Annotated in this window: 28 protein-coding genes and 1 pseudogene; 17 read left to right on the top strand and 12 right to left on the bottom strand. The window is 40.3% G+C overall.

The window, feature by feature from the left end; genetic code table 11:
- Positions 1–159 precede the first annotated feature (159 nt).
- The 3 genes and pseudogenes from D6774_03325 to D6774_03335 all read left to right on the top strand — a co-directional run bounded on the left by D6774_03325 (position 160) and on the right by D6774_03335 (position 2,761).
- Positions 160–1,074 carry a thioredoxin-disulfide reductase gene (locus D6774_03325; protein RME77745.1) on the top strand — a complete coding sequence of 305 codons (915 nt, stop codon included), beginning with the start codon at positions 160–162 and terminating at the stop codon, positions 1,072–1,074.
- A gap of 77 nt (positions 1,075–1,151) precedes the next feature.
- Positions 1,152–1,601: a hypothetical protein gene (locus D6774_03330; protein RME77746.1), complete on the top strand. Its 450-nt coding sequence runs from the start codon at positions 1,152–1,154 to the stop codon at positions 1,599–1,601.
- Positions 1,598–2,761 (top strand): annotated as a pseudogene (locus D6774_03335) (NADP-dependent malic enzyme). The gene D6774_03330 and the pseudogene D6774_03335 overlap by 4 nt, the downstream one beginning before the upstream one ends.
- 56 nt (positions 2,762–2,817) lie before the next feature.
- On the opposite strand, the gene D6774_03340 reads toward D6774_03335, so the two are convergent.
- Entirely contained in the window at positions 2,818–3,219 is a 402-nt protein-coding gene (locus D6774_03340) for a hypothetical protein (GenBank protein ID RME77772.1), read from the bottom strand.
- Between the two features lie 34 nt (positions 3,220–3,253).
- Here D6774_03340 and trxA point away from each other — a divergent pair, with 34 nt between their 5' ends.
- From trxA to D6774_03355, 3 genes are read left to right on the top strand one after another with little or no spacing between them, the layout of a single operon-like run.
- Entirely contained in the window at positions 3,254–3,550 is a 297-nt protein-coding gene (trxA, locus tag D6774_03345) for a thioredoxin (protein ID RME77747.1), read from the top strand.
- A gap of 5 nt (positions 3,551–3,555) precedes the next feature.
- Entirely contained in the window at positions 3,556–4,221 is a 666-nt protein-coding gene (locus tag D6774_03350) for a DUF1461 domain-containing protein (GenBank protein RME77748.1), read from the top strand.
- A gap of 14 nt (positions 4,222–4,235) precedes the next feature.
- On the top strand, positions 4,236–4,868 hold the full coding sequence (locus D6774_03355) for a hypothetical protein (GenBank protein ID RME77749.1): 633 nt from the start codon (positions 4,236–4,238) through the stop codon (positions 4,866–4,868).
- Between the two features lie 71 nt (positions 4,869–4,939).
- Here the strand turns inward: D6774_03355 and D6774_03360 are convergent, their stop codons facing one another.
- From D6774_03360 to D6774_03375, 4 genes are all read right to left on the bottom strand, one after another.
- Positions 4,940–5,524 (bottom strand): hypothetical protein, encoded by a 585-nt coding sequence (locus tag D6774_03360; protein RME77750.1) that lies wholly within the window; start codon positions 5,522–5,524, stop codon positions 4,940–4,942.
- 48 nt (positions 5,525–5,572) lie between these two features.
- A complete protein-coding gene (locus D6774_03365; protein ID RME77751.1) occupies positions 5,573–5,788 on the bottom strand; it encodes a hypothetical protein in 216 nt (71 codons plus the stop codon).
- 14 nt (positions 5,789–5,802) lie between these two features.
- Positions 5,803–6,327, bottom strand: a complete 525-nt coding sequence (locus tag D6774_03370) for a hypothetical protein (protein RME77752.1) — start codon at positions 6,325–6,327, stop codon at positions 5,803–5,805.
- A gap of 78 nt (positions 6,328–6,405) precedes the next feature.
- Positions 6,406–7,215, bottom strand: coding sequence for a hypothetical protein (locus tag D6774_03375; GenBank protein RME77753.1), 810 nt, complete (start codon positions 7,213–7,215; stop codon positions 6,406–6,408).
- A gap of 205 nt (positions 7,216–7,420) precedes the next feature.
- Between D6774_03375 and D6774_03380 the strand changes: the two genes are divergently transcribed.
- On the top strand, positions 7,421–7,942 hold the full coding sequence (locus tag D6774_03380) for a 50S ribosomal protein L16 (GenBank protein RME77754.1): 522 nt from the start codon (positions 7,421–7,423) through the stop codon (positions 7,940–7,942).
- Positions 7,943–7,944: 2 nt separating this feature from the next.
- Positions 7,945–8,994 carry a mechanosensitive ion channel family protein gene (locus D6774_03385; GenBank protein ID RME77755.1) on the top strand — a complete coding sequence of 350 codons (1,050 nt, stop codon included), beginning with the start codon at positions 7,945–7,947 and terminating at the stop codon, positions 8,992–8,994.
- Between the two features lie 17 nt (positions 8,995–9,011).
- Here the strand turns inward: D6774_03385 and D6774_03390 are convergent, their stop codons facing one another.
- Both D6774_03390 and D6774_03395 read right to left on the bottom strand, forming a co-directional pair.
- Entirely contained in the window at positions 9,012–10,325 is a 1,314-nt protein-coding gene (locus D6774_03390; protein ID RME77756.1) for a hypothetical protein, read from the bottom strand.
- Positions 10,326–10,461: 136 nt separating this feature from the next.
- Complete coding sequence (locus tag D6774_03395) at positions 10,462–11,466, bottom strand: GTP-binding protein (GenBank protein RME77757.1); 1,005 nt, start codon at positions 11,464–11,466, stop codon at positions 10,462–10,464.
- A gap of 23 nt (positions 11,467–11,489) precedes the next feature.
- On the opposite strand from D6774_03395, the gene D6774_03400 reads away from it, so the two are divergent.
- A complete protein-coding gene (locus tag D6774_03400) occupies positions 11,490–12,251 on the top strand; it encodes a slipin family protein (protein ID RME77758.1) in 762 nt (253 codons plus the stop codon).
- Between the two features lie 99 nt (positions 12,252–12,350).
- Here the strand turns inward: D6774_03400 and D6774_03405 are convergent, their stop codons facing one another.
- Positions 12,351–13,337 (bottom strand): MBL fold metallo-hydrolase, encoded by a 987-nt coding sequence (locus tag D6774_03405; protein RME77759.1) that lies wholly within the window; start codon positions 13,335–13,337, stop codon positions 12,351–12,353.
- An 8-nt stretch (positions 13,338–13,345) separates the two neighbouring features.
- The gene (locus D6774_03410; GenBank protein ID RME77760.1) at positions 13,346–13,687 is read right to left on the bottom strand and encodes a hypothetical protein; all 342 of its coding nucleotides are present in this window, start codon (positions 13,685–13,687) and stop codon (positions 13,346–13,348) included.
- 115 nt (positions 13,688–13,802) lie between these two features.
- Between D6774_03410 and D6774_03415 the strand changes: the two genes are divergently transcribed.
- The 4 genes from D6774_03415 to D6774_03430 all read left to right on the top strand — a co-directional run bounded on the left by D6774_03415 (position 13,803) and on the right by D6774_03430 (position 17,940).
- Positions 13,803–15,116, top strand: a complete 1,314-nt coding sequence (locus D6774_03415) for a hypothetical protein (protein RME77761.1) — start codon at positions 13,803–13,805, stop codon at positions 15,114–15,116.
- 296 nt (positions 15,117–15,412) lie between these two features.
- Positions 15,413–15,865 (top strand): 30S ribosomal protein S6e, encoded by a 453-nt coding sequence (locus D6774_03420; GenBank protein RME77762.1) that lies wholly within the window; start codon positions 15,413–15,415, stop codon positions 15,863–15,865.
- A 2-nt stretch (positions 15,866–15,867) separates the two neighbouring features.
- Complete coding sequence (locus D6774_03425) at positions 15,868–17,094, top strand: translation initiation factor IF-2 subunit gamma (GenBank protein RME77763.1); 1,227 nt, start codon at positions 15,868–15,870, stop codon at positions 17,092–17,094.
- A gap of 36 nt (positions 17,095–17,130) precedes the next feature.
- The gene (locus tag D6774_03430; protein ID RME77764.1) at positions 17,131–17,940 is read left to right on the top strand and encodes a hypothetical protein; all 810 of its coding nucleotides are present in this window, start codon (positions 17,131–17,133) and stop codon (positions 17,938–17,940) included.
- A gap of 210 nt (positions 17,941–18,150) precedes the next feature.
- Here the strand turns inward: D6774_03430 and thiI are convergent, their stop codons facing one another.
- Both thiI and D6774_03440 read right to left on the bottom strand, forming a co-directional pair.
- Positions 18,151–19,284 (bottom strand): tRNA 4-thiouridine(8) synthase ThiI, encoded by a 1,134-nt coding sequence (gene thiI, locus D6774_03435; protein RME77765.1) that lies wholly within the window; start codon positions 19,282–19,284, stop codon positions 18,151–18,153.
- A gap of 109 nt (positions 19,285–19,393) precedes the next feature.
- Positions 19,394–20,323, bottom strand: a complete 930-nt coding sequence (locus D6774_03440) for a hypothetical protein (GenBank protein ID RME77766.1) — start codon at positions 20,321–20,323, stop codon at positions 19,394–19,396.
- Between the two features lie 202 nt (positions 20,324–20,525).
- Between D6774_03440 and D6774_03445 the strand changes: the two genes are divergently transcribed.
- From D6774_03445 to sucD, 4 genes are read left to right on the top strand one after another with little or no spacing between them, the layout of a single operon-like run.
- Positions 20,526–22,016 carry a diguanylate cyclase gene (locus D6774_03445; protein RME77767.1) on the top strand — a complete coding sequence of 497 codons (1,491 nt, stop codon included), beginning with the start codon at positions 20,526–20,528 and terminating at the stop codon, positions 22,014–22,016.
- 12 nt (positions 22,017–22,028) lie between these two features.
- The gene (locus D6774_03450; protein RME77768.1) at positions 22,029–23,132 is read left to right on the top strand and encodes a succinate--CoA ligase subunit beta; all 1,104 of its coding nucleotides are present in this window, start codon (positions 22,029–22,031) and stop codon (positions 23,130–23,132) included.
- A gap of 7 nt (positions 23,133–23,139) precedes the next feature.
- Positions 23,140–24,279, top strand: a complete 1,140-nt coding sequence (locus D6774_03455) for an alanine dehydrogenase (protein ID RME77769.1) — start codon at positions 23,140–23,142, stop codon at positions 24,277–24,279.
- Positions 24,269–25,138 (top strand): succinate--CoA ligase subunit alpha, encoded by an 870-nt coding sequence (sucD, locus tag D6774_03460; GenBank protein RME77770.1) that lies wholly within the window; start codon positions 24,269–24,271, stop codon positions 25,136–25,138. The genes D6774_03455 and sucD overlap by 11 nt, the downstream gene beginning before the upstream one ends.
- A gap of 64 nt (positions 25,139–25,202) precedes the next feature.
- Here the strand turns inward: sucD and D6774_03465 are convergent, their stop codons facing one another.
- Positions 25,203–25,694, bottom strand: a complete 492-nt coding sequence (locus tag D6774_03465) for a hypothetical protein (protein RME77771.1) — start codon at positions 25,692–25,694, stop codon at positions 25,203–25,205.
- Positions 25,695–25,733 lie beyond the last annotated feature (39 nt).

The following is a 25,733-nucleotide window of genomic DNA, read 5'->3' on the forward strand; positions in this document are numbered from 1 at the left end:
ACGTTTCCATCTCAACAACCCTCTACGTATTATGTTCCTACGTATTTTCAATCCCTTAGACGTTAAACGCCTCAAACAACATATTCTCACCACAATGTTTAAATACGTGCTCAAGTTCTTTAAAAATGCATTTGAGCATGACCGACAAGGTGTTTATAAATGACTGATTTTGACGTAGCAATCATTGGTGCTGGTGCAGCAGGGTTTTCAGCAGGGATTTACGCAGCGCGCTACAACCTTAAAACTGTTCTCTACGGTGCTGAAATGGGTGGTATGACCAATTTAGCACACAATATTCAGAACTTTCCCGGATTTGAAGGCTCCGGCTTTGACCTTATGCTCAACTTCCAAAACCATGCAAAAAAACTCGGTGTTGACATAAGAAACGCATACGTGGATAAGATTGAACGCCTTGAAGATGGTACGTTTAAAATTTCAACAGCCAAAGAGAGCATTACCGCAAAAACAGTCATTCTCGCAACAGGAACAACGCGAAGAAAACTAAATGTTCCAGGAGAAGAAGAACTCTCTGGTAAAGGAGTTGCTTACTGTGCTACTTGTGACGCCTTTTTTTATCGTGGAAAAGATGTTGCAGTTGTAGGAGGCGGAGATGCAGCAACGATGGGTGCAGAAGTTCTTGCAAACGTTGCGAACAAAGTTCACCTCATTCACAGAAGGGATACTTTTAGAGGAGAACAAGCACGTGTTGAACAACTCAAAAAAGATCCAAAAGTAGAATTCATACTCAATGCAGAAGTAGAACGATTCAATGGCACTGATAAACTTGAAAGCGTAACACTCAAAGATGGACGAACTATTTGTGTTGATGGATGCTTCATTGAAATCGGAGGAGTTCCCGCAACACAACTTGCAGCAGATCTGGGCGTAGAACTCAATGAACACAACATTGTGAAAACAAAACCAGATCAATCAACAAATATTGAAGGTGTGTTTGCAGCAGGAGACATTACAACAAATTCCAATCATTTTGAACAAACACTCACAGCAGCAGCTGAGGGTGCAATTGCTGCAAATGGCGCATTTGTGTATTTAAGAAAAAAATACGCATCATAGGACGGTTTCACACAACACAAAACAACACAAGCTCCAACAAAAACACAGCACAAAAACACATCAGAAAATCAACCACCATGGCAAAACGAAGAACAATCAAAAAAGAAAAAGATACTACAGAACTAGATCCCGAAGTGAAAAAAATGCTAGAAGATGATTCATCATACTTTGATGAAGATGCAGAAATTGAAGACCTTCTCTTTGACGACGACGAAGAAGAGCTTGAAGAGCTTGATTATGACAACCTAGAGATCACACCCATTAGCGCACTTAAAGAGGGTGACTCTGATGTCACTATTCAAGGAGTCATTGATGCGATTGGTAATAAAAGCAACGCTATAGACTATGTTTGTGTTCAAACAATGGTCCGCGATGAAACCGGAGAAATCAAAGTCACGTTTTGGAATGAAGACGTAGCAAAAGTAGCAGAAGGGAAAAAAGTGCTCATTCCAAAAGGATATGTCTCATCATTTAGAGGACAACTACAATTTAATTCAAATAGAAGATATGGGGTGGAGTTCAAGTGAGTGTTGAACAAGATGCTATAAAATTACACAAGAAGAACAAAGGAAAGATTGAGATTCACAGTAAAGTTCCTCTCAAGACCAAAAAGGATCTTTCACTTGCATACACACCAGGTGTAGCAGCAGTTGCAAAAGAAATAGCAAATAACAAAGATCAGGCCTACGAGCTTACAGCAAAAGGGAATACTGTTGCTATTATAAGTGATGGCACAGCAGTTCTTGGTCTTGGAGATGTGGGACCACTTGCAGCACTACCAATAATGGAAGGAAAATCAATCCTGTTCAAAGAATTTGCAGGACTTGATGGAATTCCCATTGTTCTTAATGTTACGGACATTGACGCTATTGTTGAGACAGTAAAGGCAATTGCGCCAAGTTTTGGTGCGATTAATCTTGAAGACATATCAGCACCTCGTTGTTTTGAGGTAGAACGAAGACTCAAGGAAGAGTTGGATATTCCCGTCATGCATGATGATCAACATGGAACTGCTGTTGTCACCGTTGCTGCGCTTAAAAACGCACTAAACGTTGTGGGAAAGAAACTTGATGAAGTTCGCGTTGTCATAAACGGAGCAGGAGCTGCAGGAATTGCCATTGCAAAGTTGCTTCGCTGCGCAGACATAGATTCTCATATTTGTACTCCCGTACGAGAAGTTCTCGTCGTGGATAGTAAAGGAATTATCTACGAAGGAAGAGAGGATCTAAACAAATACAAACAAGAGATCGCCTCAATTACTAACCCCTATAAAAGAAAGGGAAGACTTGTAGAAGCACTTCTGGGCGCTGATGTATTCATTGGAGTTTCTCGTAAAGGGCTCCTCTCACGAGACATGGTAAAACTCATGGCAGACAAACCAATCGTCTTCGCTCTTGCTAATCCAGACCCCGAAATTACTCCTTCCGATGCTAAAAAGGGAGGTGCTGCAGTATATGCATCAGGAAGATCTGATTATGAAAACCAAGTAAATAACGTACTTGCTTATCCTGGAATTTTCAAAGGAGCTCTCCAAGCAAGAGCTAAGAGCATCACACAAGAAATGCTTCTTGCAGCAGCTCATGCCATTGCAATCTCGGTCAAAAACCCGACTGAAAAACAGATCGTCCCATCCATTCTTGACCACACAATAACAGATGCAGTAGCGCAAGCAGTTGCACAAGTAGCAAAGGGAGAAAAGCTCGATCTTTCAGCACTCTCAACTCGCACAGCGAACACAACACCTCAAGAGAAAACAAAAAACGCAGGGAAAACAACTAAAACTACCGCCAAGAAGCAAAAAACAGCTACTGCCAAAAAATCAGCTGCAAAGAAAGCTTCAACAAAGAAAACCTCTGTGAAAGAGGATACAACAGCTAAGAAGTCTACCAAAAAAACCGCTGTGAAAAAGAAATCAAACACTAAAAAAACGAGCACTAAAAAAACAGTAGCTAAGAAAGCAGCGGTGAAGAAAAAAGCAACTGCGAAGAAACCTGCTAAGAAAACTGCTGTGAAAAAGAAATCATCAACAAAAAAGAAATCATCTAAAAAGAAATCATCTACTAAAAGTACTAAAAAATCAGCAACTAAAAAGAAAGAGACTACTAAGAAATCCGTCAAGAAAACCCCTAAGAAAAAAGGCAGTATTCTAAAAAAAATTAAAATCAAGAGGTGAACTACAATGGAAATAACAGCAGAAAATTTTGACCAAGCAAAGAACTCAGCAGTAGTGATTGATTTTTGGGCGCAATGGTGTGGTCCTTGTAAAGTCATGCTTCCAATTGTTGAGAAAATGCATGAAGAATTTGGAGATAAAGTTGCCAAATGTAATGTTGATGAACAACCAGAGCTTGCTCAAAGCCTTGGTATTTCAAGCATTCCTTGCTTTATTTTCTTCAAAGCAGGAGAAGAAGTGCACAGGCACGTTGGAACCATGACAGAAGATGAGTTCCGTGAAAAAATAAAAACCTACTTGTAAGGCGCATGAAACGCCTTTACTTTTTTCTTTTTCTTCTTAACCTTCCCATCTTGCTCATTTCTCTTAATGTTCTTAGCGTTACATATGATCTTAAACTCTATGATGAGCAATTTGAAGAACATCAAATCTACCAAAACGTAGGAGATGCACTAGTCATTTCAGAGAGTATTTTGCAATACTTTTCCGGCCGTGACACTCTCAACGAAACACAGTTTAGCGAGAGAGAACTAACCCATCTTCGTGAGGTCAAAGCACTTATCACATTCATTAAGGCAATTAGCGTTATGAGTCTTCTGCTCTTTATGTTCATTATCTTCAGGGAATCACGCAGACGAAAAAAAGGAAAAGACATGGGCATTGGTCTCATTATAGGTGGGTTGATCACCAACCTTATCGTACTGGTATTTCTTGTTATGAGCGCCCATTTTTCTTCAAGCTTCCTTGCCTTCCACAAAGCAGTGTTCCCAACAGATACGTGGCTTCTGCCCGCTAACTCCACCCTCATTTCCCTCTACCCTGAAGGTTTTTTCTTCTCCATGTTCACGCAGATCATTTTGCGTCTTGCAATCGTTGCTAATATCATCGTTCTCTCAGGACTCTTCTTGCTCTATAAGGAGAAGATTATCAATAAGTTTAAAACTCTCAAAGAAATAATAAAAGAATACAAATAAAACGTTAATAAACAATGGTACAACACTTGATTAACACCACTCTTAACCAAACCATTACTGCTTCTGCTTCTCAAACAGGGTTTGATGAGTTTATGCACACGCATGTTCCTCTTTTACTTGAACGTATCAAAGATCTTCTTACCGTTCCCATTACGGTTCCTGAAGTTTGGTGGATTATCTCTCCCATGATCATCTCCATGCTCATCCTCTCCTTCTACTTTGGACGGTATAGGGGAGAAGAGTTGGGCTGGAACAGCGCTGTTTCCAACTCCTTAGTCCTTGTTTTCGTCTCCGTTGATCTTTTTCGCTATTGGTTTACCCATAACGACATCACTACGATTTTTCAAAATGTACAAGTCCTCTACGGCCTTATAGGACCCCTCTTAGTAGGTTTTTTAGGAATTTGGTTGCTCTTTTTTGAATTCTTCCACCTCATTCCTAAACAAATAGCGTTTTTCATAGGTTCAAGCATTCCTATCAATGTTATTGCCTATACTGCAATAGCAAATGTGTATTCAGGTCTTCCTTTTGACATCTACACACTGATTGCAATGATTGTCTTGTTTTTCATAGTGTATTCTCTTTTTATGCTCATTCGCGAACTCATACCTCAAGCAGCGCCGCACGGACGTGAAAAAGAACTATAATCGCGTAGGACGTGTTGTATGAGGTGGTGGTTGGGAGCAGAAAATCTTCTATAGGAGAGGGGTACTGCGCGTTATCTTACCTGTAACACCACTTGAATGGGTTCGTATCCCGGAACGTCATTCCAAGGATCTTCAAGCGATGCGAAGAAGATGTAATTGCCACGCGGAGCATTCTGAGGAACATCAAAACCAAAAAGTCGTGTTACTTGCTCATTTTCTTTAACCGTAAAGGTCTGGGATGATCCTGGAATGATCCAATCCTGCGGATTGGAATTGCAGCCAGTAGTTGTTGCTGCATTACAGAGGAAGGAATTATCAAGCTTATAGGCAGCATCAAAAGTCACATCAAGAGTGAACTCTTCGCCAGCTGCACCGTTATTGAAAACACCTACTGCGAATTGAACGAATTCTCCATTTTGCACTTCTTGGGTTCTGATAGGGATGACAAAAGGGCTGCCGTCATCAAGCAAATTTGCGATTTGGCGCTGTGTTTGCGCATCAATACTCATACGAATTTCTTCTGCTTCGGAGAAAAACTTGTTAATAAAAAGAAGACCTCCTGTGAATACTGCAATTGCAAGAACGAGCATAACGATAAAGTTAATGGAAAGCTCAATACCTTTTTTGTTTGAAAGAATTTTTCTGTTTTGCTTCATAACGAACACTCCGATGAGGAAGAGGAAAAAATAATTAACGTACTAAACTTATTTGATAATCTCGTATTCTCTTACGAGAAGCACACCAAATAAGATCCAGATGATAAATCCTGCAATTCCCCACGCAATAGCTTCACCAACAAGGTTAAGCACAACTCCTTGGTAGAGTGCGAAGAGGATCAAGATAGTTCCAATCCAGAGGAACTTATCAAGAACGATCTTCATAATCTGAAATTCTTGGTCATGTGTGAGTCTTTTTTTCATCGTGTAGTACCTCTTTATTGGATCTTAATCGTGATCTGTTTTGTTACTGGCAAGTTCCCATCTGTAAAGGTGAGTGTGCATATATCAGTTCCTGCGACAGTGGTACTTGTCTGAGGAATGATGAACTTGAAATTCCTATCTTCTCCTGGAGGAATAGTCTGTGGTGCTGTTACAGCTTCAAGATTTGAAAGAGGACCTGAGCACTCAATACTTCCTTGTATTGATGCGTCACTTCCCCAACCATCGTTATACACATTAACGGAGAAGATTGCTTCCTTGTTTCTTTGAAGAGTTAATTGATCACCAATACCTAAAACGATAGGTTCTTCAGCAGTAGCAGGAATATCTGGTTCGGGAACTTCCAATTTAGATGAAAACTTTGCGAACATGCCTTTGGTGAAACCGAGTCCTAAACCAAGCATGGTTATTGCAAGGACAAGAATAACAATTGCATTAATGGAGAGCGATAAGCTTCCTTTTTTTGGGATAAATAGAGAATCTTTTCTCATAACGTCACCTCTTTTAAGAACGAAGGGCAATTTTTCTTTATAAATGTTACGAAGAACGGCTTTGAGAACTACGTTATTGAATAAGACGCCAAATCCTTGGAGTTATAGCTACATAGCGTTGCACAGTGATGTATAGACTTCAAAAAAGAGGCGTTTATCATTCCAACAAGCAAATTCCTTACTAAATCCCGTAATATCTGCGCCAATAATGTGTTTATGTGCTCCTATTTCTTGTACGATTTCCACAAGTCGCTCAAGTGGCATCTGACCGCCTGGCCAAGGTGAGTTGAATCCTTCAAGAACATCAAGATCAATGCTTACATATACAAAAGGGTTTGAAATCGCGCTTGCGGTAAATGCTTTTGCATCTTCTTCAAAGACAAGCCCTTTTTGTTTTGCTTGTCCGAGGCCTGCACTTTGATAAGTAGTTCCTATAAAACAAATCTCTTGAATTTTGGGCAGCTTAGCAATAGCACTTACAAAACTAGCAGATGAGAAACGTTGCTGATGTTCATAATCTTCATCTCGCATATCTGTGTGTGCATCAATATGAACATAGGCAAGAGATCTTCCTTGTAGTTGTTGCTCGCAGAAGTGTTGCACGAGGTAAAACGTACGATCATGATAAAACCCACTGCCATTAATAACAAGGTCTCCTTGTTGGAGTTTGCTTAGCTGCGCAACAGGTTTATTTTCTAATCGTTCAACTCTTCCCGATCCTCGTTCAAGAGTGCTTGGAGCATACCAGTCAAGTGTATCATAAGGCTCATTTCTTTGTTCAAGAATGGAGCGTAGTTCAAAAAGAGATTCGTCTTTTGGTTCAGGAACTACTTCTTTAATAATGAGGGCGAGGGGTGTTTGTTGTGTTGATTGTGTGGGTAGAGTCATTTTTTTACATGCTCCCTTCGTTGTGATCAATCTCCTTTGAGAATGTATAAATAAGTTTCTAATTATTACTACTTATCAGGAGTGTTTTTGTAGTATTTTAGCATTTTAAATTATCGCTTTATGGAGATAAACATACAAAAGTATTGGGGTAGTCACTCAACCTCCTTATGTTCAGCCACCCACAGGTCCAAAAACCACCACAACCTTTATAAACCACCTGGAAAAATTGAGCAGTATGGCAAGACTTAGAAAATTCTGCGCATACAGACGCCTAGAAAGGCCGTACACACGTGTTTCAAAATACAGATCAAAATCCTACGTACGTGCAAGACCTAATTGTAAGATCGTACGCTTCGTTACAGGAGATTCTAAAGGAGAATATCCGTGCACCCTTGAGCTGCGCTCAGAAAAAGACATTCAAATACGAGATAACGCCATTGAATCTGCACGTCAAACATCCAACAGATACCTCACTAAAACTGCAGGAAAAAACGCCTTTCGTATTATTTGCAGAAAATATCCTCACCACATTCTAAGAGAAAACCCTCTCGCATCAGGAGCAGGGGCAGACCGTATGAGTACGGGAATGAAGATGTCCTTTGGAAAGGTCATTGGTATTGCTGCGCAAGTGCGTAAGGGCGAACCTATCTTTCAAGTTGATTGCAATAAGAAAGATGTTCCTGCCGCAAAAGAGGCGTTAAGAAAGGCTTCTATGAAGCTTCCTGTGTCTTGTAGAATTATTGAAGTTGCATCTTGAGTATGTTTACAGAACTTATCAAAGAGGTGTTGCCCTTCTCAAACAATTACCTTAACGCACTTCTGGTTTTTCTTACTTTTTTCATCGTTGGCTATTATGGTGTGCGTTTTTTGCTCAAAAAAGTATCTTCGCTCTTCATTAAGCGCTCCGTTCATTTTAATAAACTCCTTGCAAAATCAAATATTCCCCTTAGCATACTCTTCATCATCGTAGGAGCAAAATACGCAATACGTGTTCTTGGATTTACGAACAGCTTACTTGAATTTATTGACAGCGTTGCAAACACCTTGATCATCATCGCAGGGTCATGGTTTGCCATAAAGTTCATCCAAGCAATCTTTGATCACATTTCTTTGTTTGCAAAAAAAACAAAGACTCCTGTTGATGATGCGCTTGTACCTTTTCTTGGAAAAGTAATGTATGCTCTGATTTACGTATTCGGATTTATCTTTATTCTTAAAATCTGGGGCGTAAACGTCACGTCATTACTTGCAGGAGTTGGTATCGCAGGAATCGCACTGGGTTTTGCAATGCAATCAACACTTGCAAATATTTTTGGAGGAGTTGCCCTTATTCTTGATCACACCTTTAGCGTAGGCGATCGTCTTGAATACGAACCTGGAAAAGTAGGTATTGTTGAAGAAATAGGAATTCGCTCAACCAAGGTACGCAACTTTGACAATGAACTGCTTATCGTCCCTAACGGAGATCTTGCAAACTCACGCATTATCAATCATAGTAAACCAACACTCAAAGCAAGAGTAGTTATTCCCTTTGGTGTTGCTTATGGCTCAAACATTGAAAAAGTGAAAAAAGTAGCACTTGACGTCGCAAAAAAACATCCCAAAGTACTTGACGATCCTGCCCCTTCAGTAGTATTCTTAGAAATGGCAGATTTCTCTCTTAATATGAAACTCTTTGCATGGGTTGCAAGCGTAGATGAAAAATTCCTAACAAAAGAAGAGCTTACCTGTGCATTATACAAAGCACTTAACAAAAACAAGATTGACATACCCTTTCCCACACACACAGTTTATGTCAAGAAAAAATAAGCTTCTTTTACTCTGTTCTATGTACGAGTGTATTCTTCAGATTCATCAACTTTTTGAATCTTAATTGTTCCCCGATAACCTCTGTCAAGAACATCTACAATATACGACACTTTTGTTTGATGATCAAGATCTGAGTCAACAATAAAGGCAGAACTTTTTTGTCTGCTCTCATCAACTAATCTTTCAAGGGTGGGGCGTAGTCTTTCAAGGGTTGAGTTCTCACCTAATTGAAGAACCGTTTGATTTCTTTGAGGACGTACTGCTTTGTTTGTCACTATGTATGTTGTTCCCGGACGATAAAGGTCTATGAACTGTTTTCTTGCTCTATGATCTCTTAACCCATAAAATCGTGGAAGTGCAAAGCTAATCAAGCTTTCCTCTCTCTCATCGTAGAGTCCATTTTGAGCATAGGCAAATTCAGCTATTCTTTTTGCTTCGTGCCAATTTTCAAGCATTCTTGATGCAATAGGAGATATTCCACTTGCTTTGGGCACTTTTATACTTTCAAGAACTTTTTTTACTTCGGGGTCATTCTCATTTTCTCGAGTGAGTTCAAAATCAAAACCAAAGTGTTCCTTCAATGTGCTAGAAATGTTTACCAAATGTCTAAAGTAAATTGCCTCTTCTGCAACTTCTTCTCTTATTTTTTCCATATCTTCACGAGAATAACCGCTAAATACTAGACCCATAGCATCTGCAATTGCAGCCTCAAATACGTCAAGATGATCTTGATCAGATACTGCGTCCCACAAAGCGTTTTTTGCCACGAGTCTTTTTGCATGAACAGTATCCTTAAGAGGCGGAGAGAGTTTTGGTTTCAAATCTCCTGTGAGTACGCGTTCATACATTCCACGTAATTGGTCTTTGTGTGCTTCGTTCCAGATGTTAAAGTTTTTACTCCATACATTAACAAGATCTGCAATTTTGGCCTTGCATTCTTGTTCTCCTAATTTTCGCACAACCTCATTTTTTCGTGCATAGCGTACTGCTTGATGAATGAAAGTAACCGCTGTATCAAAACGCGGTTGTAAAATTTGAAGATCTTTAGTGTCTTGGCTTGTTTGTAGGTGGTCGTATTCTTCAATGACTTGTTCAAGATATGTTCTTGCTCTTTCTTCTGCTTCTGCTATTGCTTGTTCGTCTTCATTTACGCGTGCTTCTTGACTAAGAAAGGAGTACCGTAGAATTTGTGTTGCAAGAGAGTATTGCGTATCAGGAATTTTTTTATGCGAAGGTGTTGTTGGCCGACTTTCTCGCAAAATGTCCACCATTCTTGCAGCAAGTGGTGGAAGAATGAATCGTTGGTAGAGTTGTTGTTTGCTGAGCGTCATCTTCTTGGAAGCCTCAAATTAAGAGATACTACTACAAAGTAACACTATTTATTTATAAATCTTTCTAAAAGTAACCACTATCAGGTAACTACTTTAGGGGTGTTGGTTCTTCTAACCCCTTCTTCACCAGCTTTTCTTACTTTGCGCGTTTAATCAACTCTTCTTCCAACAATTCAGCAGAAGTAAAACCAGGCAATTTTGCTCTCTGAGCTTCTAAAACCTGCTCATCAGCAACATCCGCCTTAGAGTAATACACAATCATTTCCTTATGAAACCCTTTAAGACGCTCCATTAACGCTAATTGATCTGCCAAGGGATACGGCTCAGTAACGTCAATGACATACACCACCACATCAGCGCAATACTTAATCGCAAGATATGCCTGTTTTTCAACAGCATTCATCTTCTCAAAACGATCAAGCGTTCCTGGTGTGTCAATATACTGAATCTTCAAATCTGGACGTTTGAGATACCCCACATTAAGACCCAGCGTTGTAAACGCATAATCAGCAACCTGAGCAGAAGAAGGAGTAAGCTTTGTTAATAACGTCGTTTTACCAACATTAGGAAAACCTGCAAGTGCAACCGTAAACATATTTTGCTTAATAGAAGGATACGTGCGCATCGTCTTCCTTGCCGTTTCAAGATAGGTAAGTGCAGGGTTGATCTGTTTTATGATTGATGCGAACCTGCCATAGTATTCTCGACGAATAGCGTTGATCGTGTTTAAATCCTGAGTTTTCTTAATCTTAAACGTTGATTGCATCGTCTGATCATTAATGCGTTTAATAGCCCAGTTAAGTGCACCCAAAGACTTTTTGAGCTTTTCATAATCAAGCGTCGCTTTGACTAATTCCTGGTAGAACTCGGCCATACCATCAAGAGAAGGAAAAGCAAGAAGAATATTCTTAAGATGCTTTGTTGAAATGTTGCGAATAGCCACTAATTTATCCATCTCAATCTTTTTGGACTTCTCTAACCGCGTTCCTTTCACCTGGCCTCTAAGCTCATCCCCTCGTTTTTTAGCCTGTCTGAACGAGAGGTCAATAAACCAATCCGCGTTCCCTATCTGAGCAAGTCCCTGAAAGTTCATACAACACTCTTCAACGTGAACCTTTATAAAATAACAGTGTTTGTACATTCGCAAAAGAGGAATTAAAACCTATGTCACTAACATATTATGCAACACTTCTCACCATTGCTTTTCTTGCATCAGGACTAAAAATCGTTAAAGAATATGAACGCGGAGTTCGCTTTACTCTGGGAAAATACACAGGTACCATGCAACCAGGCCTGCGCCTTGTCATTCCCATTATTCAAAGTTGGGAGCGCGTAGATATTAGAACAAAAGTGGTGGATGTTCCCGATCAGGATTGTATTACTAAAGATAACGTTTCCGTCAATGTTAATGCCGTACTCTACTATAAAATCAAAGAAAAGAGTGCTGAGAGAGCGGTCCTTCAAGTAGAAAACTTTGACTGGGCTGTAAGCCAACTCGCACAAACCACTATGCGAGATATTGTAGGTGAAGTCACTCTTGATGAACTCCTCTCAAGCAGAGAAAAAATTTCAAAAAAAATTTTGCAAGTTGTAGACAAAGCAACAGATGCTTGGGCAATTGACGTTGAATCAGTAGATCTTAAACATATAGAACTCCCTCAAGATCTTAAAAGAGTTATTGGAAAAGAAGCAGAAGCTGAACGTGAAAAACGAGCAGTTATAATCAAAGCTGAAGGCGAGGTTATTGCTGCAACAAACATGGCAAAGGCTGCAAAAGTGATGTCAGCAGCAGATGGCGCTCTACACCTAAGAACACTTCAAACACTCAACGACCTCTCATCAGATCAATCTAACACCGTTATTTTTGCAATGCCTATTGAAGTGCTCAGAGCATTTGAAGGCATGACAAAGAAAAACAAGAAATGATTAAACAAGTGTAAACGCCCCTGCGCCATAAGGCACAGGAGTGTACAAAAAAAACAGCTACCACACGTATGATTCACTAACAGTACTTAGTTACACACGTTACACTTCATACGCGTTCCCTTCTTGTGCAACTTCAACAGTCATTTCCGTTGCACCGATGTTCACCGCATACTCTTCTGCAAGAGCACCAATGTTGTCCATTGTTTTATCGTCGTGACTAGGGTCGTGGTGTGTTAAGAGAAGATGTCCCACATTTGCTTCAGCTGCACGTATGACATTCATCTGATAGGTTGAGTGCCCCCATCCTTCTCGACTAGGCCCCACTTCTCCAGCATATTCTTGTGGAGTGTAAGCGGAGTCAAAAAGCACCAGATCAGCGTCACGCATGAACCGTACCACTTCTTTGTCAAGACTTGTAAGCTTACGCTTAGTTGATTTTGGATCGTGCTCATTATCAACTAAAAAGACAAAACTATGATCCCTTTTAGAACCTTCTCTTGTAAATCTATACGCATAGCACTTGTCAGGATGTTTTGAAGACATGATTGACACCTCCAAATCATCAATTTCGTAGCTTCGTCCTTCACGGAGCTCTTTGAATCTCTTTTCAGCAGCCATCTCATCAAGGGTGATCGGAAACCACGGCTTGGAGTATATTTGTCGCAAAGCATCTTCAAGAGGTAGCTCAAACTCACCGCTGTAAAACGTGAATTGGTTTCCCGGAATAAAAATAGGTCCAAAAAAACCTAAACCTTGTGTGTGGTCATGATGTAAGTGACTTTGGTAAATATTGGCACGTCCCTTTGCACGACCTGATGCGTCAGGGGCAAATCCTTTAGCGAATAATTTGTTGCCAAGAATCCGCATGCCTGAACCCATATCTACGATGTGATGATTTCCTTTCGGTCCTTCTATGTAGACACAGGTGGTGTTTCCGCCATACTTTGACGTTACATAAGACCCTTGTGTCGGACAAGGAATGCTTCCGCGAGTTCCTTCTAAGCTTATAGTCATTGGTTTCATAGTAGTTACCTCCTTTCGAGGAAGAAAAGTCCTTTCGAGGAAGAAAAGACGTAAGATGAGCATGCACAAGATCAAGGAATTTGTTGCGCTTCCTGGGTTTTAGGAATAAGAGGAAGGTCCAGCCCATCTTGCAGAGCTGGTCCCTCCTTTTCTTCCTCGAAATGTAACAGATCTGTCAAATCATTCCTCTTAGGAAGAGGAATGTCAAGAGTGAGAAAGCGCTGTATCTGTGGGTCTGCTACGTAGACTCGCTCTTTTGGGTGTTCTACTGCATAGCGTGCAACTTCAAGAGGTATTTCTCTGATATTTGCATAAAACACTCGTTGTGAAGGCTCATAGTGCTTTTGCAGAGCACATAGTGGCACTTCAGGACAGAGCAATGCGCGTATGTTGGGAATGTTTGTTTTTGTCATCTTTCACCACATCCTGCGTAGTTGAGCTTTAATAATAATTTAAACAACCCCGTACATACAACAAGGTTTTTTCAGCGCTGAAAAATTTTTTCTCGCGCGCGAAATTTTTTTCGCAATGTTTATATACGTCACGAAGAAAAAGATTTCAGCAATGGGGCAAAACAACATCAACATCGCACTAGAACACGCAAAAAACTACCTCCTTCAACAACAAAATACTAATGGTTCTTGGACTTACGAAAACGCAGTAAACATTCAAGGACCAGAGCACCTACACCGCCCACTTTTTCTCACTTCCATGGCACTTAACACTCTTTTACTTATCGCTCCAAGAAACACTGCTGCAATCTCTCGTGCAATCCACTATGTCAGCGAACAAAAAATAGATGAAAATGACCATGTGGATCTACTTGCAAGTCAGTTATGGGGTATCAAAGCGGGAAACACACGGCGCCTTGAAGAGAAAAAAGAAGAATTACTCAACCTCATACTTAAAAGAAGATCTCCTGAAGGAATATGGAGAGAATTTTCTGGTGCGTCAAACCTCACTCTTTATGGCGTTATGCTAGGAATTCGCGATCTGGTAGAGGACTCCATCTATGCCCCTTTGCGCGCATGGCTTCTCACACACAAAGCACAAGACGGCATAGGCTGGGGACTACATGAAAACTTTGAGAGCACACAGGTTAGTTTTAGTACAAACGCTATGCTCACCCTTCTCTACGCGGGAGAAGACCCACTCAACAAAGACATACAACAAGCAAAAGAATTTCTTCTGAGCAGTCATTTAACTTCAGAGGGTGGCTGGCCAAGCTCAGCCCTTACCATTCCAAAGGAAAGCACCACGTATGGAACTGCACTTACCATCATTACGCTCCTACACACCCATGAGGACCTGCAAGATGAACGCGTTAAAAAAGGAATTTCTTGGCTTCTAGAAACCCAACTTCCAAACGGTAGCTGGCCGCTGCGACGCGATGGACAAGGGGGGGAATATTATACTACCTATTACGCGGTTAAGGCTCTACGCTATTATCAATACCTTCAAGAACAACTCACAAAACACGAAGTTCGCGTTCTACTCAAACACGTAGAGCACCCTTGTTACCTTGCACGCTACTTATTTAGAATGCATGATCTTGAAATGCTTGCTCATTATCGTAACAGTTTTGGCTTTGACCTCTTAGAAAGATCCTTGGCAACAACTGAAGCTGCTACGCAGAGAAGGAAAACGATCTTAGATATTCTCTCAAGCCACAGTGCTCTTGACTGCGCACAAGTACTTGATGCGCTCAAAGAATTCAACACATACAAACACCTCAACAAGCGCAGCCATCTTGCCCAGATAAAAAACGACCTGGATGCACTCGTAAAACTTGGTTTAGTACACGAACATAGAAGAAGATATTTTCTTGTAAGAAAAATCTGAACAAAAGAAAACCCTCAACAAACTATCAAAAAAAACTCTCAAAACAAGCCACATCTAAAACAAATCACCGTATTTCAGCAGATCATACGTAGTACCAACAAAAGAGATCTTAGAATTTTAGAGGTGATGATCTTTTACGTCTTCGAATTCTTCGAATAATTGTAAGACCCTTTTATTTATAAACAAACACCTCAACCTTTATAAACACCTGTCTGTGTTTCATCATCAATTAGCTGAGCTCCGCCCCATTTGAGAGGGTGTTGGCCTAAAAAGCCTGAGAGCTCGGGGAGAAAACTATGGCAGAACTAAAACTAGTACTTAACGACCCTAAAACGGGAAAATCATATCAAAAAACGCTTGAAGCAGACGCTGCAAAGCCCTTCTACGGATTAAAAATTGGAGATACGGTAAAGGGAGAGATTATTGATCTTACAGGCTACGAATTTAAGATAACAGGAGGTTCTGATAACTCAGGATTTCCTATGAGAAAAGACGTTGAAGGCCCCATTAAAAGAAAAATTCTCGCTCATGAAGGTGTTGGTATTAAACCTATCAGAAAACAATTCAACCCAAAAAGAAAAGGTCATCGCCGAATGAAGGGTATGCGACTAAGGAAAACAGTTGCGGGAAACACCGTTTATGAAAAAACAGCGCAACTCAACATGGTAATCACCAAAGCAGGAAAGCAACCACTTGATGCACCTGCTGAAGAACCCGCAAACGAAACACCTGCACAAGAAGCACAATAAGCATGGCAAAAAAGGAAAAAGAAATCATCCAACCCGAAGTGAATATCGGTTTTGTCGGACACGTAGACCACGGCAAAACCACACTTACCCAACAGCTCTCCGGTAAGTGGACTGACACCCACTCCGAAGAGCTCAAAAGAGGAATCACTATTCGTCTAGGCTATGCTGATGCTACTTTTTACCAATGTACTAAGTGCAAGGACTACACAACAACAAATAAGTGTATGTCTTGTATGAGTGATGCGAAGTTTGTGCGCAAGGTTTCTTTTGTAGATGCGCCAGGTCACGAAAGCCTCATGGCAACAATGCTCTCAGGAGCAACCATCATGGATGGCGCGCTTCTTCTCATTGCCGCAAACGAAAAGGTGCCACAAGACCAAACACGCGAACATTTAATGGCACTTCAAATCTGCGGAATAAAAAACGTCATCGTCGTTCAGAACAAAATTGATGTAGTAAGTGCAGAAGAAGCCCTTGAAAATTACAAACAGATCAAAGCATTTCTTGCAAATACAGAATACAAGGATGCACCAGTAATTCCTATTTCTGCACTTCATGGAGCAAATATTGATAAACTCATTGAAGCAATTGAACAATACATTCCCACGCCAAAAAGAGATCCTACCAAAGATCCTCTTTTTTTCTGCGCTCGTTCATTTGATATTAACAAACCAGGAACGAAACCAGAATCCCTTGTAGGAGGGGTTCTTGGGGGAGCACTTGTTCAGGGCGTACTTAGAGTGGGCGATGAGATTGAAATCAAACCAGGAAGGAAAATTGAAAAACAAGGCAGAGTAGAGTACACACCAATCACCACGAAAATTGTTGGACTCAAAGCAGGAGGAGGAGAAGTACAAGAACTGCACCCTGGAGGATCGTCAGGAATTATGACCCTTCTTGATCCTGCAATTGTGAAATCAGATTCTCTTTCAGGGAACCTCGTAGGAAAAATAGGCACTCTTCCCGAGACCCGCATGCACCTTAAACTTAAAACGCATTTGCTTGAACGTTTTGTTGGAGGTGAAGAAATCGCTCCGCTCTCCAAAGGAGAGATGCTTATGTTCAATGTAAATGCAGCAGCAACTGTTGGCGTTGTACAAGAACTTGGAAAAGACGAAATCTCTTGTCCTCTTCGCTTACCTGTATGTGCTCAAGAAGGTGCAAGAGTGACTATTTCAAGACGAGTGGGAAATCGATTCAGACTTATTGGTTACGGCGAAATAATGTAATATTGTGACTCTCAAAGAGGTGAGAGGAGCAGAACAGTGAAAACAGAGCCATACGCATGCAGAAATAAACGGTTTAATCTTAGAAAAGTACGCCTACTTCTCAAACGTAGCACAACAACAACGCTATCCTCAATACTTGCATTTCACGATGTTGAAGCAGCAAGCAAATTGTACTCTGATATGGATCCTCGCGAGTGCAGAGTTCTTGTTCGTTTTGATGTTAAGGACGGTGCATCCGTTCTTGAAGGGAAATACAACAACACATTTTTTGAGTGGCTTTCTTGTCCTCGAGAAGGAACTCCTGGAAGCCCTATTGAACGTGCTTGGAGCGGAAGAGATCTTGTTCAAAGACTTTTTGAATTTGCTCAAACAGGAGTATACAGAAAAGAAGAAGCAAATGAAAAATACGAAAAATTTCAACAACACTATTCTGGAAAACATCTCTTTGATATTTACGTGCCCATCATAGTTCTTTCTAAAAGCAGAATTCTTGAGGAATTCAAAGTATGTTACGCACCGCGTGAGAGAAATGTTCTTGGAAGACCCCTTCCTCCTTGTTCAGGTTATTTCTATAGGGAGAATTTTCACACAAATGAGTTACAAATTCTAGCTTTGCGCTCAGAAAACGGCGAAATCACTCCCACTACGAAGATAGCTGATGAAGAGGAAGAACTTCTTACCTTGTTAGAAGAAGGATTTCAACAAAACATCTACACACCTCGACGTAGAATTGGCATACGTGCCGTTAAAACTCCTCACACCGTTGAAGTGTATGATTGGGTGGAAGAAATAAGAAATGTTCCGTACAAATCTATTCAATCAGCTTCCAAAAAAGAGCCTTTTTGATCTTACGATAAAGTTTTGTTAGGGGGTTCACTGCATCATTCACCTCTGCAATTCTTAAAGAAAAAAATTCAATTTAAAAATGTGTTGATTTTTTCAATGCTCTCTTATACGACCGTTTTTGCTGATCAAAAACAAAGTCAAGTAAAAAAATAAAGAAAATAAAGAACAGTAAAGAAAATGAAGAAAAGCAAAGAAAGACAAAGGGAGAATCTAAAAAGAGATTGTTTCACTCTTTTCCTTTAAACTCTTGAGTATTTCTTCAACATCAACCTTCTCTACTATTCTTTTTATGCCATCAATACCTACTTTAGTATCTGGATTTTTTGCCATGAGAGAGCAACAATCAGTGTATGTTTTCTGAGCAGTAGAGAAAATACCTAATTTGCGACCAAGCTGAGCGATTTCTTCTTTATTTGAGCCGATAAAAGGAGAAAACACGGGAAGAAACAGGCCGAATCTCGTTGCTTGAATGTTCTCCAGCGTTTGTGATGCAACTTGACCCAAAGAATCACCTGTTACTATTGCACCATATCCTTTTTCTTGCGCCAGCGCATCTGCAAAGCGCAACATGACATGCTTGAAGAGGACCAAATCTTGTTTTGGATTAATCTTTCCACCCGCCTTGATCTCGTAAAGGGGGTAGGGTACAAGATACAAAGTGGTTTCTTGTTGGAATTGTGCTGTGAACTGCGCCAACTCCTCAACTTTTGTGCCTTTGACCTTGCTTGCATCAGCAAAGTTATGAAAATGTACTAAATCTACCTGGCAGCCACGTCTCATCATTTGATAGGCTGCAAGAACACTATCAAGACCTCCTGAGAAGAGTGCAATAACCCGTCCGCTTGTACCTACAGGAAGTCCTGAATGACCCTCCCATTTTCTAGTGTACAAGAGCGTGGTGTCCTGTCCTACATCAATAAAGAGTTCATGTTCGGGATTGGTAAGGTCAATGGTAAGTGCATCTTCTTGAGATTGAAATATTGCTGAGCCTACCTCACGCCCAATTTCTTGAGAGGTGAGAGGAAAACTCTTATCAGTGCGATTGACACGCACAGCAAAACTTCCTTTCTTTTCGCACATAATCTTACAAGCTGCGTTTTTGATCTCTTCAAGATCGGAAGACACTTCTTCAACAAGAGAAAAAGAACTAATACCTATAACCGTATTAAGTGCTTTGATAAGTTCTTGTTCGCAAAGCGCAGTTTCCCCTAAGAACAAGGCACCTCTGCGCGTGAGTTTCACATCAGGAACCGCTCTTACGATGGCTTTGCGCAGTGCTTTTTCAAAAAAGGGTCTGTTTTTTCCTTTAAGAATGATTTCTGATGATCGCGTGATGAATTTCATGGTGTTGTGGTCTTTGAAGGGTATAAAAAGGTTTCAACTATACTCCCTGTGGTTTGCAGAGGAATCCTGCAAGCCACCTCTTTAAAAAGAAGGGTGAAAAAAGTGTGATTTACACTTCACTATCAATTACCATTCTTGCAAGATTGCAAATGTTTGTCTCAATTTCAGTGATATTTCCAATGATGTGTGCAGTTTCCTTATCTACTTTGAGCACGTCTACTGCTTTTTTAATAATATCAGCTCTTCGTGAAACGACATCCGATGCTAATTTTTTGTTCTTCTTTTCATTTGCTTTCATAAGATCAAGGTAGCTTTTCTGTATTTCTTCAACAACAGATACTAGCTGTTTTTTGTTTTTCTCATTCATCGCAAGAGTGAGTTTTTTGAGTCTATCACCAATTTCCTTGAGGTTTAAAGCATAGTACCAGTATGCCATTGCTTGTACATTTGAAATCTTGAATTTCTCTGCAACAGCACTGTTTGAAAGAGAGTTCTTAACTAATCGGAAAAGCAAGAAGTATAATCTATTAATATCATATTCGCGAAGCTCAATGCTTTTGGTCATGTTCTTGCCAAGCGCAAGTGCGTCAATGAAAATGGAGCGAATAATCATATCCATTCTACGAATGGTGCTATCAACAGAAATTTCGTTAAGATCAATGAGATCTTTTACTTTAATTTTTGAAGCGGTTTGTTCAATTACCTCAAGACCTATATAATCATTGAGAATTTTACGCACCTCTTCTACCTTTTCTACAAGATCGTCACCTTCAATACGAATAACACCATAGTTATTCACATATGCCGAAGTAATTTCTCTTTGAATTTCTTGTACATCTTTCCCCTTTGTTGATATGACGATATCCTTGACTTCTTTGGGGCGTTGCGTGAGTGCTGCTGTGATGAGCAGCTCTGTATCTGATTTTTCATCAATGTATAAGATAGACCCACGTTCAAGGTTATTTTTAACGAGCCAGCTCTTGGGAAGAGAAATAGTGAAAGATCCTACACCTGCTTTAACGAGTTTTCTTGTTTCCATGTCAAGAAAAACGGCAGACCGTGCTTATAAATATTTATGTTCATCTCAAAGAGACAACGTACTAACCGTAGAAGTAGTGTAATTTTGTTTGTGCTATTAGAATTCATGAGTTCATGTTTTATGTTCATACACTTAAAACACATTGTGAACGCAAACAGCTCTTTTAAGTAAATTTAAAAATGATATTCACTGCTATCCTTCCATGCACCTTGACCTTGTCGCTTGGAAAAATCTGCAAGAACACTTCTCAAGCGCTCTTAACCTCGCAATTGACTTTCTAGATATCCACGGACGCCCCCTTGTAAGTACAGGTACAAGAACACCCTATTCGCAACTCCTTCGCTCACAAAAAATGGGCAGCGATCTCATAGCACAATGTATCCAAGAACACATTGAAGAAGTACGCATCACCAAACAGCCTCTGCTCTACACAGGTTTTGGCTCACTACAACGACTCATCATCCCCATCATCTGCAATACTCATGAGATTGGTGTGCTTACCTGTGAATTTGCACAAAAACTTGACCGCACACAACTCAAAGACCTTGCTTTTCTTACAGGAGGAGATCAACAAGAATTAACCAGTGCATTTTATGACTCGCAACACCCAATAAGTATTGATGAAGTTCAACGCTCATTGCACATTCTTGCATCGCTTGCCCCAACATACGCAGCAGAAAAAAAAGAACTTACCTCAGAACTCTCAAAACTCACCCTCATCAAAGACTTCACGCAAGCAATAAGAGGCATACTTGATCTAACCCAACTTACTAACACTATTGAGCGTTTTCTTGAACCCGTAATAAAATCAAGTTCCACCACTTTGATCACCTACAAAGATGAGCAAATAACCAATGTATACCACTCAGAAGTTCAGTACCCTAAACACCTTCTTAACGTGGATGTCGCTCTTGCAAAAATAGCAGCACAAACAAAAACAGGAGAATATATCAAAGATACCAGCAAAGATATTCGCCTCAAAGAGTTCTTTGAAAAACCCCGATGTATTTTGAGTATTCCTCTCATCCAACAAAAGAACATTCTTGGATGCGTTATTATTCACGGAGACTATATCAAAGAACTCACAGAAGATGATTTTGAAGTCCTCTCCCTTATGAGTGAGTATTTGAGCGTTGCAGTTTCTAATGCGCTCTCACTTAAGGAAGTTGAACGTCTAAGCATTACTGACCCCCTTACTGGTCTGCACAATAGACGTAGCTTCAACCAGCTTCTCGAACAAGAAATCGCACGCTCGAAAAGAACACAAGAACCGCTCTCCTTACTCCTTCTTGATATTGATCACTTCAAAAATTACAATGATACTAATGGCCATCAAGCAGGAGACAAACTGCTCAAAGAACTCGCTCAGCTCATCAAAACAACTATGAGAAAAACAGACATTCCTGCACGCTACGGAGGAGAAGAATTTGTCATCATTCTTCCTAACACCTCGCTCATAGGATCAGAACAAGTTGCAGAAAAACTACGCCAAGCAGTTGAAGAACACGATTTTGACCACGCACACAAACAACCGCTTGGACATGTCTCCATTAGCATAGGTCTTGCCACACTACGACCAGCAGATACACAAGAAACACTTATCAAACGTGCTGATGACTACCTCTATAAAGCAAAAGAGAGGGGAAGGAACCAGTTTATTTCAAGCAAAAGAATTGAAGAATCAGTAAACTAAGAAACCACCACAATGAATCTTAAAGAATATCAAGCAAAACGCATCTTTGATCAGTATGATATCACCATACCGAGAGGAGTTCTTATACGAGAGGATGATGACGATGTTGATTTACAATTTATTCAAAGCGAAACATGCCTTGTAAAGGCACAGATACCGCTCGGCAAACGAAAAAAGCACGGGGGAATACTTGAATGTGAAAAAAATCACTGCGTAACCCTTGCAAAAGAACTTCTTCACAAAACCATTGAAGGACACCCTGTTAAAGAAGCACTCATTGAAGAAAAATGTCCAAACAACAAAGAATACTACGTAGCTCTTACCATTGATCCTCTCAGACGACAATACACACTCATACTCTCAGAACAAGGCGGTATTGATATTGAAGAACTAGCACAACAAAATCCACAAGCAATAGTACGAATTTCCCTTGACACCTTTTCCTATCAAAACATCCGCGATAATCACAAAAAACAACTAGAACACTATCCTCAAGAAATCTTTCTCATTATACGAAAGCTCTTTAATGTTATGCGAGATTGTGATGCAACACTCGTTGAAATCAACCCGCTTATCGATACAGGAGATGGACTTGTTGCGGCAGATGCTAAAATTGTCATTGATGACAACGCGCTTTACCGCCACAAACACCTTGCACAGTACAAATATGAAGGACTTAGCACAATAGAAAAACTCGCAGAATCCTCTGGCTTGCACTACGTAGATCTTCAAGGAGACATCGGAGTTATTGGTAATGGCGCAGGACTAGTCATGGCAACGATAGACATTCTCAAAGACAAAGGAGGTGAGCCTGCAAATTTTCTTGACCTTCGTGGAGGAACAGGAGTTGAAACTATGGAAGTTGCTCTTGAAACCCTAACCAAAAAGAGCCTTAAAGGTATTATCATCAACATCTTTGCAGGAATTACTCATTGCGACGATATTGCACAGGGAATTATTCAATTCAAGAAACATCATGAACTTGCAATTCCCATAGCAGTTCGCATGATTGGGACCAAAGAACAAGAAGGAAAAGAAATTCTTGAAAAACACGGCATCAAGGCATTTAGACACATGGAAGATGCAATTGAGATGATCGTAAACCAAACGCGGTGAATGCATAATGAACACAACACGAAAAAAACCAGTTGTTTCCTGCATTAAGGAAATTAAAAATAATGAGAACCGAGTAGGACTCACACCCAAGGGAGTACAACAACTTCGTAAATACGCCACCATTCTTATTGAAAAAGGTGCTGGAAAAGGATCAGGATTTAGTGATGAAGACTACGAAAAAGCAGGGGCAACGATCACCACTAAGACAAACTGCTTTAAAGAAGCAGATATCCTTGTTAAAGTGAAAGAACCTCTCCCATCAGAATACAAATACCTCAAATATCTTAAAGGTAAAAAACTCTACACCTATCTTCACCTTGCAGCAGTTGATAAACAACTCACAAAAGAACTTCTTAAACACAACATAACCGCAATAGGTTACGAAACTATTGAACACAAAGGAGAACTTGTAGCTCTTAAACCCATGAGCGAGGTAGCAGGAATCCTTGCAATTCAATACGCAGCACAGTTCTTACAGAAAAAGTATGGGGGAAGAGGAGTAACACTAGGACAAATTGACAACGTTGATCCAGCTCTTGTTGTTATCATAGGGGGCGGAACTGTTGGCAGATGGGCCGCGAAAACAGCAGCAGGAATGGGTTGTAAGGTAGTTGTGATTCAAAGAAAAGGAAAAACATTCAACGAGCTACACTCTTTTTTCAAAAAATCATTAGGACCGCTCGCAGAACAGGTACGTATTGTTGAGAGCACTCCTTTACGTACCGCGTCCTGGACTAAACGCGCAGATGTTGTTATTGGAAGCGTTCTTATTAGAGGGGCAAAGGCACCTAAACTTGTTACTAAACAAATGGTAGAGCACATGCAAGAAGGAAGTGTTCTTGTTGATGTTGCTATTGATCAGGGAGGTTGCATTTGGGGATCACGACCAACAACGCACGATAACCCCATTTACACATACAAGAAAAAGATTTACTGCGCAGTTCCCAACATGCCAGGACAAGTACCCCGCCAATCCACCATTGCACTCACACAAGCAACACTCCCCTATCTTCTTAAAATGGTTAAGGGAACAGCATACAAAGATAAAGGATTTATGAAAGGAGTGCAGATAGCAAATGGATTCATCACGCACAAAGAAGTTGCAGCATCATTAAACATGATGGATAAATATCTCTATGATTACTAAGGATACTGCTGTCCTCGTACAAGGTATTACGGGAAAACAAGGACGTTTTCATACAAAACAAATGCTTGAATACGGCACGCGTATCGTTGCAGGAGTAACACCAGGAAAACAAGGAGAAATCGTAGAGGGCATACCTGTGTTTAGTTCAGTTAAACAAGCACTTGCAAAAGAGCCTGCTCAATGGTCTATTCTTTTTGTCCCCGCTCCCCATCTTAAGAGCGCGGCGTTTGAAGCGCTTGAAGCGGACCTTAACATCGTAATCATAACCGAAGGAGTTCCCGTGCATGATACCTTGGCAATCATTCGTAAAGCTCAAGAAAAGGGACTCAGAGTAATAGGTCCTAATTGTCCCGGAATAATTCGTGTAGATGAAGCCAAACTAGGTATTATGCCAAACCATATTTTCAAAAAAGGCCCTGTTGGCATTGTTTCAAGATCAGGAACACTTACGTACGAGATAGTTAGTGCTCTTTCTGAAAAAGATATCGGTCAGAGTAGTGTTATTGGTATAGGAGGAGACCCTATCATCGGTCTTCATTTCATAGATGTGTTGCGTTACTTTGAAGAAGATCCTCAAACAAAAGCAATTATCCTCATAGGCGAGATTGGAGGAGAGCTTGAAGAGCAAGCAGCAACGTACATCAAGGAGCAGGTTACTAAACCTGTTTTTGGATTTATTGCTGGAAGATATGCACCTCCAGGCAAGCACATGGGTCACGCTGGAGCAATTATTTCAGGAAGCACAGGAACCGCAAGAAACAAAATTGAAGCACTTGAATCCGCAGGGGTGCGTGTTGCAAAAACACCTCGTGAAATTGCTCAAAACATAAAACAAGCACTCTTATCAAAAGCATCATAAGTTCAGCCCTTCAAAAAAATACACTTCTTCTACACAGTACCAAAACCTCCTCTACAAAGAGATATCAGTCTTGTAAGATGTTTAAAATATCATCGCGCAGCGTAATCAGTTTTACTTTTCCTCTAGACTCAACAAGAATGAGATTTTTTTCCTGCAATTTCTGCACGCATCTATGCGCGCGTACGCGACCCATGTTTTCAAGTTTGCTCAGCTCAGCTTGAGAAACTTTTTTCTTCTTAACTAACTCATTAAGAACAAGTCTTTCATCAGGAGATAAAAACGTAAACACAAGATCTTTTGCACTTTTTCTTGCAACTTCTTTTTGTCGTAACTCGTAAAGCGCAGTGGTGCTTAGAGCAAAACCAAACGCAATTGCAAGAACAATAGAAAACAACATAATAGCAATATGGTGTTTTATGGCCCAAAGGTAGATAACATTAGCAGGTGACGCATCTTGAAACACATTTGAGAGCACTGCAACAGTAACACTCACCAAGAGAAGAACGCTTAAAACCCCAAAATTCACGTATTTGAGCAATATATCCTTGTTTCGCATACTGAAACATTGTTACACAAGTATTTAAATATTGTTACA

This window comes from Candidatus Woesearchaeota archaeon, assembly GCA_003695435.1.
Classification (GTDB): Archaea; Nanobdellota; Nanobdellia; order Woesearchaeales; family UBA11576; genus J101.

Bases quoted from the DNA above. Each gene is read 5' to 3' on its own strand.
- D6774_03420 (RME77762.1), top strand. From the start codon at position 15,413: ATGGCAGAACTAAAACTAGTACTTAACGACCCTAAAACGGGAAAATCA.
- trxA (RME77747.1), top strand. From the start codon at position 3,254: ATGGAAATAACAGCAGAAAATTTTGACCAAGCAAAGAACTCAGCAGTA.
- D6774_03395 (RME77757.1), bottom strand. From the start codon at position 11,466: ATGTACAAACACTGTTATTTTATAAAGGTTCACGTTGAAGAGTGTTGT.
- D6774_03330 (RME77746.1), top strand. From the start codon at position 1,152: ATGGCAAAACGAAGAACAATCAAAAAAGAAAAAGATACTACAGAACTA.
- D6774_03390 (RME77756.1), bottom strand. From the start codon at position 10,325: ATGACGCTCAGCAAACAACAACTCTACCAACGATTCATTCTTCCACCA.
- D6774_03425 (RME77763.1), top strand. From the start codon at position 15,868: ATGGCAAAAAAGGAAAAAGAAATCATCCAACCCGAAGTGAATATCGGT.
- D6774_03325 (RME77745.1), top strand. From the start codon at position 160: ATGACTGATTTTGACGTAGCAATCATTGGTGCTGGTGCAGCAGGGTTT.
- D6774_03405 (RME77759.1), bottom strand. From the start codon at position 13,337: ATGCTCATCTTACGTCTTTTCTTCCTCGAAAGGACTTTTCTTCCTCGA.
- D6774_03410 (RME77760.1), bottom strand. From the start codon at position 13,687: ATGACAAAAACAAACATTCCCAACATACGCGCATTGCTCTGTCCTGAA.
- D6774_03360 (RME77750.1), bottom strand. From the start codon at position 5,524: ATGAAGCAAAACAGAAAAATTCTTTCAAACAAAAAAGGTATTGAGCTT.
- D6774_03455 (RME77769.1), top strand. From the start codon at position 23,140: ATGAACACAACACGAAAAAAACCAGTTGTTTCCTGCATTAAGGAAATT.
- thiI (RME77765.1), bottom strand. From the start codon at position 19,284: ATGAAATTCATCACGCGATCATCAGAAATCATTCTTAAAGGAAAAAAC.
- D6774_03350 (RME77748.1), top strand. From the start codon at position 3,556: ATGAAACGCCTTTACTTTTTTCTTTTTCTTCTTAACCTTCCCATCTTG.
- D6774_03445 (RME77767.1), top strand. From the start codon at position 20,526: ATGCACCTTGACCTTGTCGCTTGGAAAAATCTGCAAGAACACTTCTCA.
- D6774_03380 (RME77754.1), top strand. From the start codon at position 7,421: ATGGCAAGACTTAGAAAATTCTGCGCATACAGACGCCTAGAAAGGCCG.
- D6774_03415 (RME77761.1), top strand. From the start codon at position 13,803: ATGTTTATATACGTCACGAAGAAAAAGATTTCAGCAATGGGGCAAAAC.
- D6774_03355 (RME77749.1), top strand. From the start codon at position 4,236: ATGGTACAACACTTGATTAACACCACTCTTAACCAAACCATTACTGCT.
- D6774_03465 (RME77771.1), bottom strand. From the start codon at position 25,694: ATGCGAAACAAGGATATATTGCTCAAATACGTGAATTTTGGGGTTTTA.
- D6774_03440 (RME77766.1), bottom strand. From the start codon at position 20,323: ATGGAAACAAGAAAACTCGTTAAAGCAGGTGTAGGATCTTTCACTATT.
- D6774_03365 (RME77751.1), bottom strand. From the start codon at position 5,788: ATGAAAAAAAGACTCACACATGACCAAGAATTTCAGATTATGAAGATC.
- D6774_03400 (RME77758.1), top strand. From the start codon at position 11,490: ATGTCACTAACATATTATGCAACACTTCTCACCATTGCTTTTCTTGCA.
- sucD (RME77770.1), top strand. From the start codon at position 24,269: ATGATTACTAAGGATACTGCTGTCCTCGTACAAGGTATTACGGGAAAA.
- D6774_03385 (RME77755.1), top strand. From the start codon at position 7,945: ATGTTTACAGAACTTATCAAAGAGGTGTTGCCCTTCTCAAACAATTAC.
- D6774_03450 (RME77768.1), top strand. From the start codon at position 22,029: ATGAATCTTAAAGAATATCAAGCAAAACGCATCTTTGATCAGTATGAT.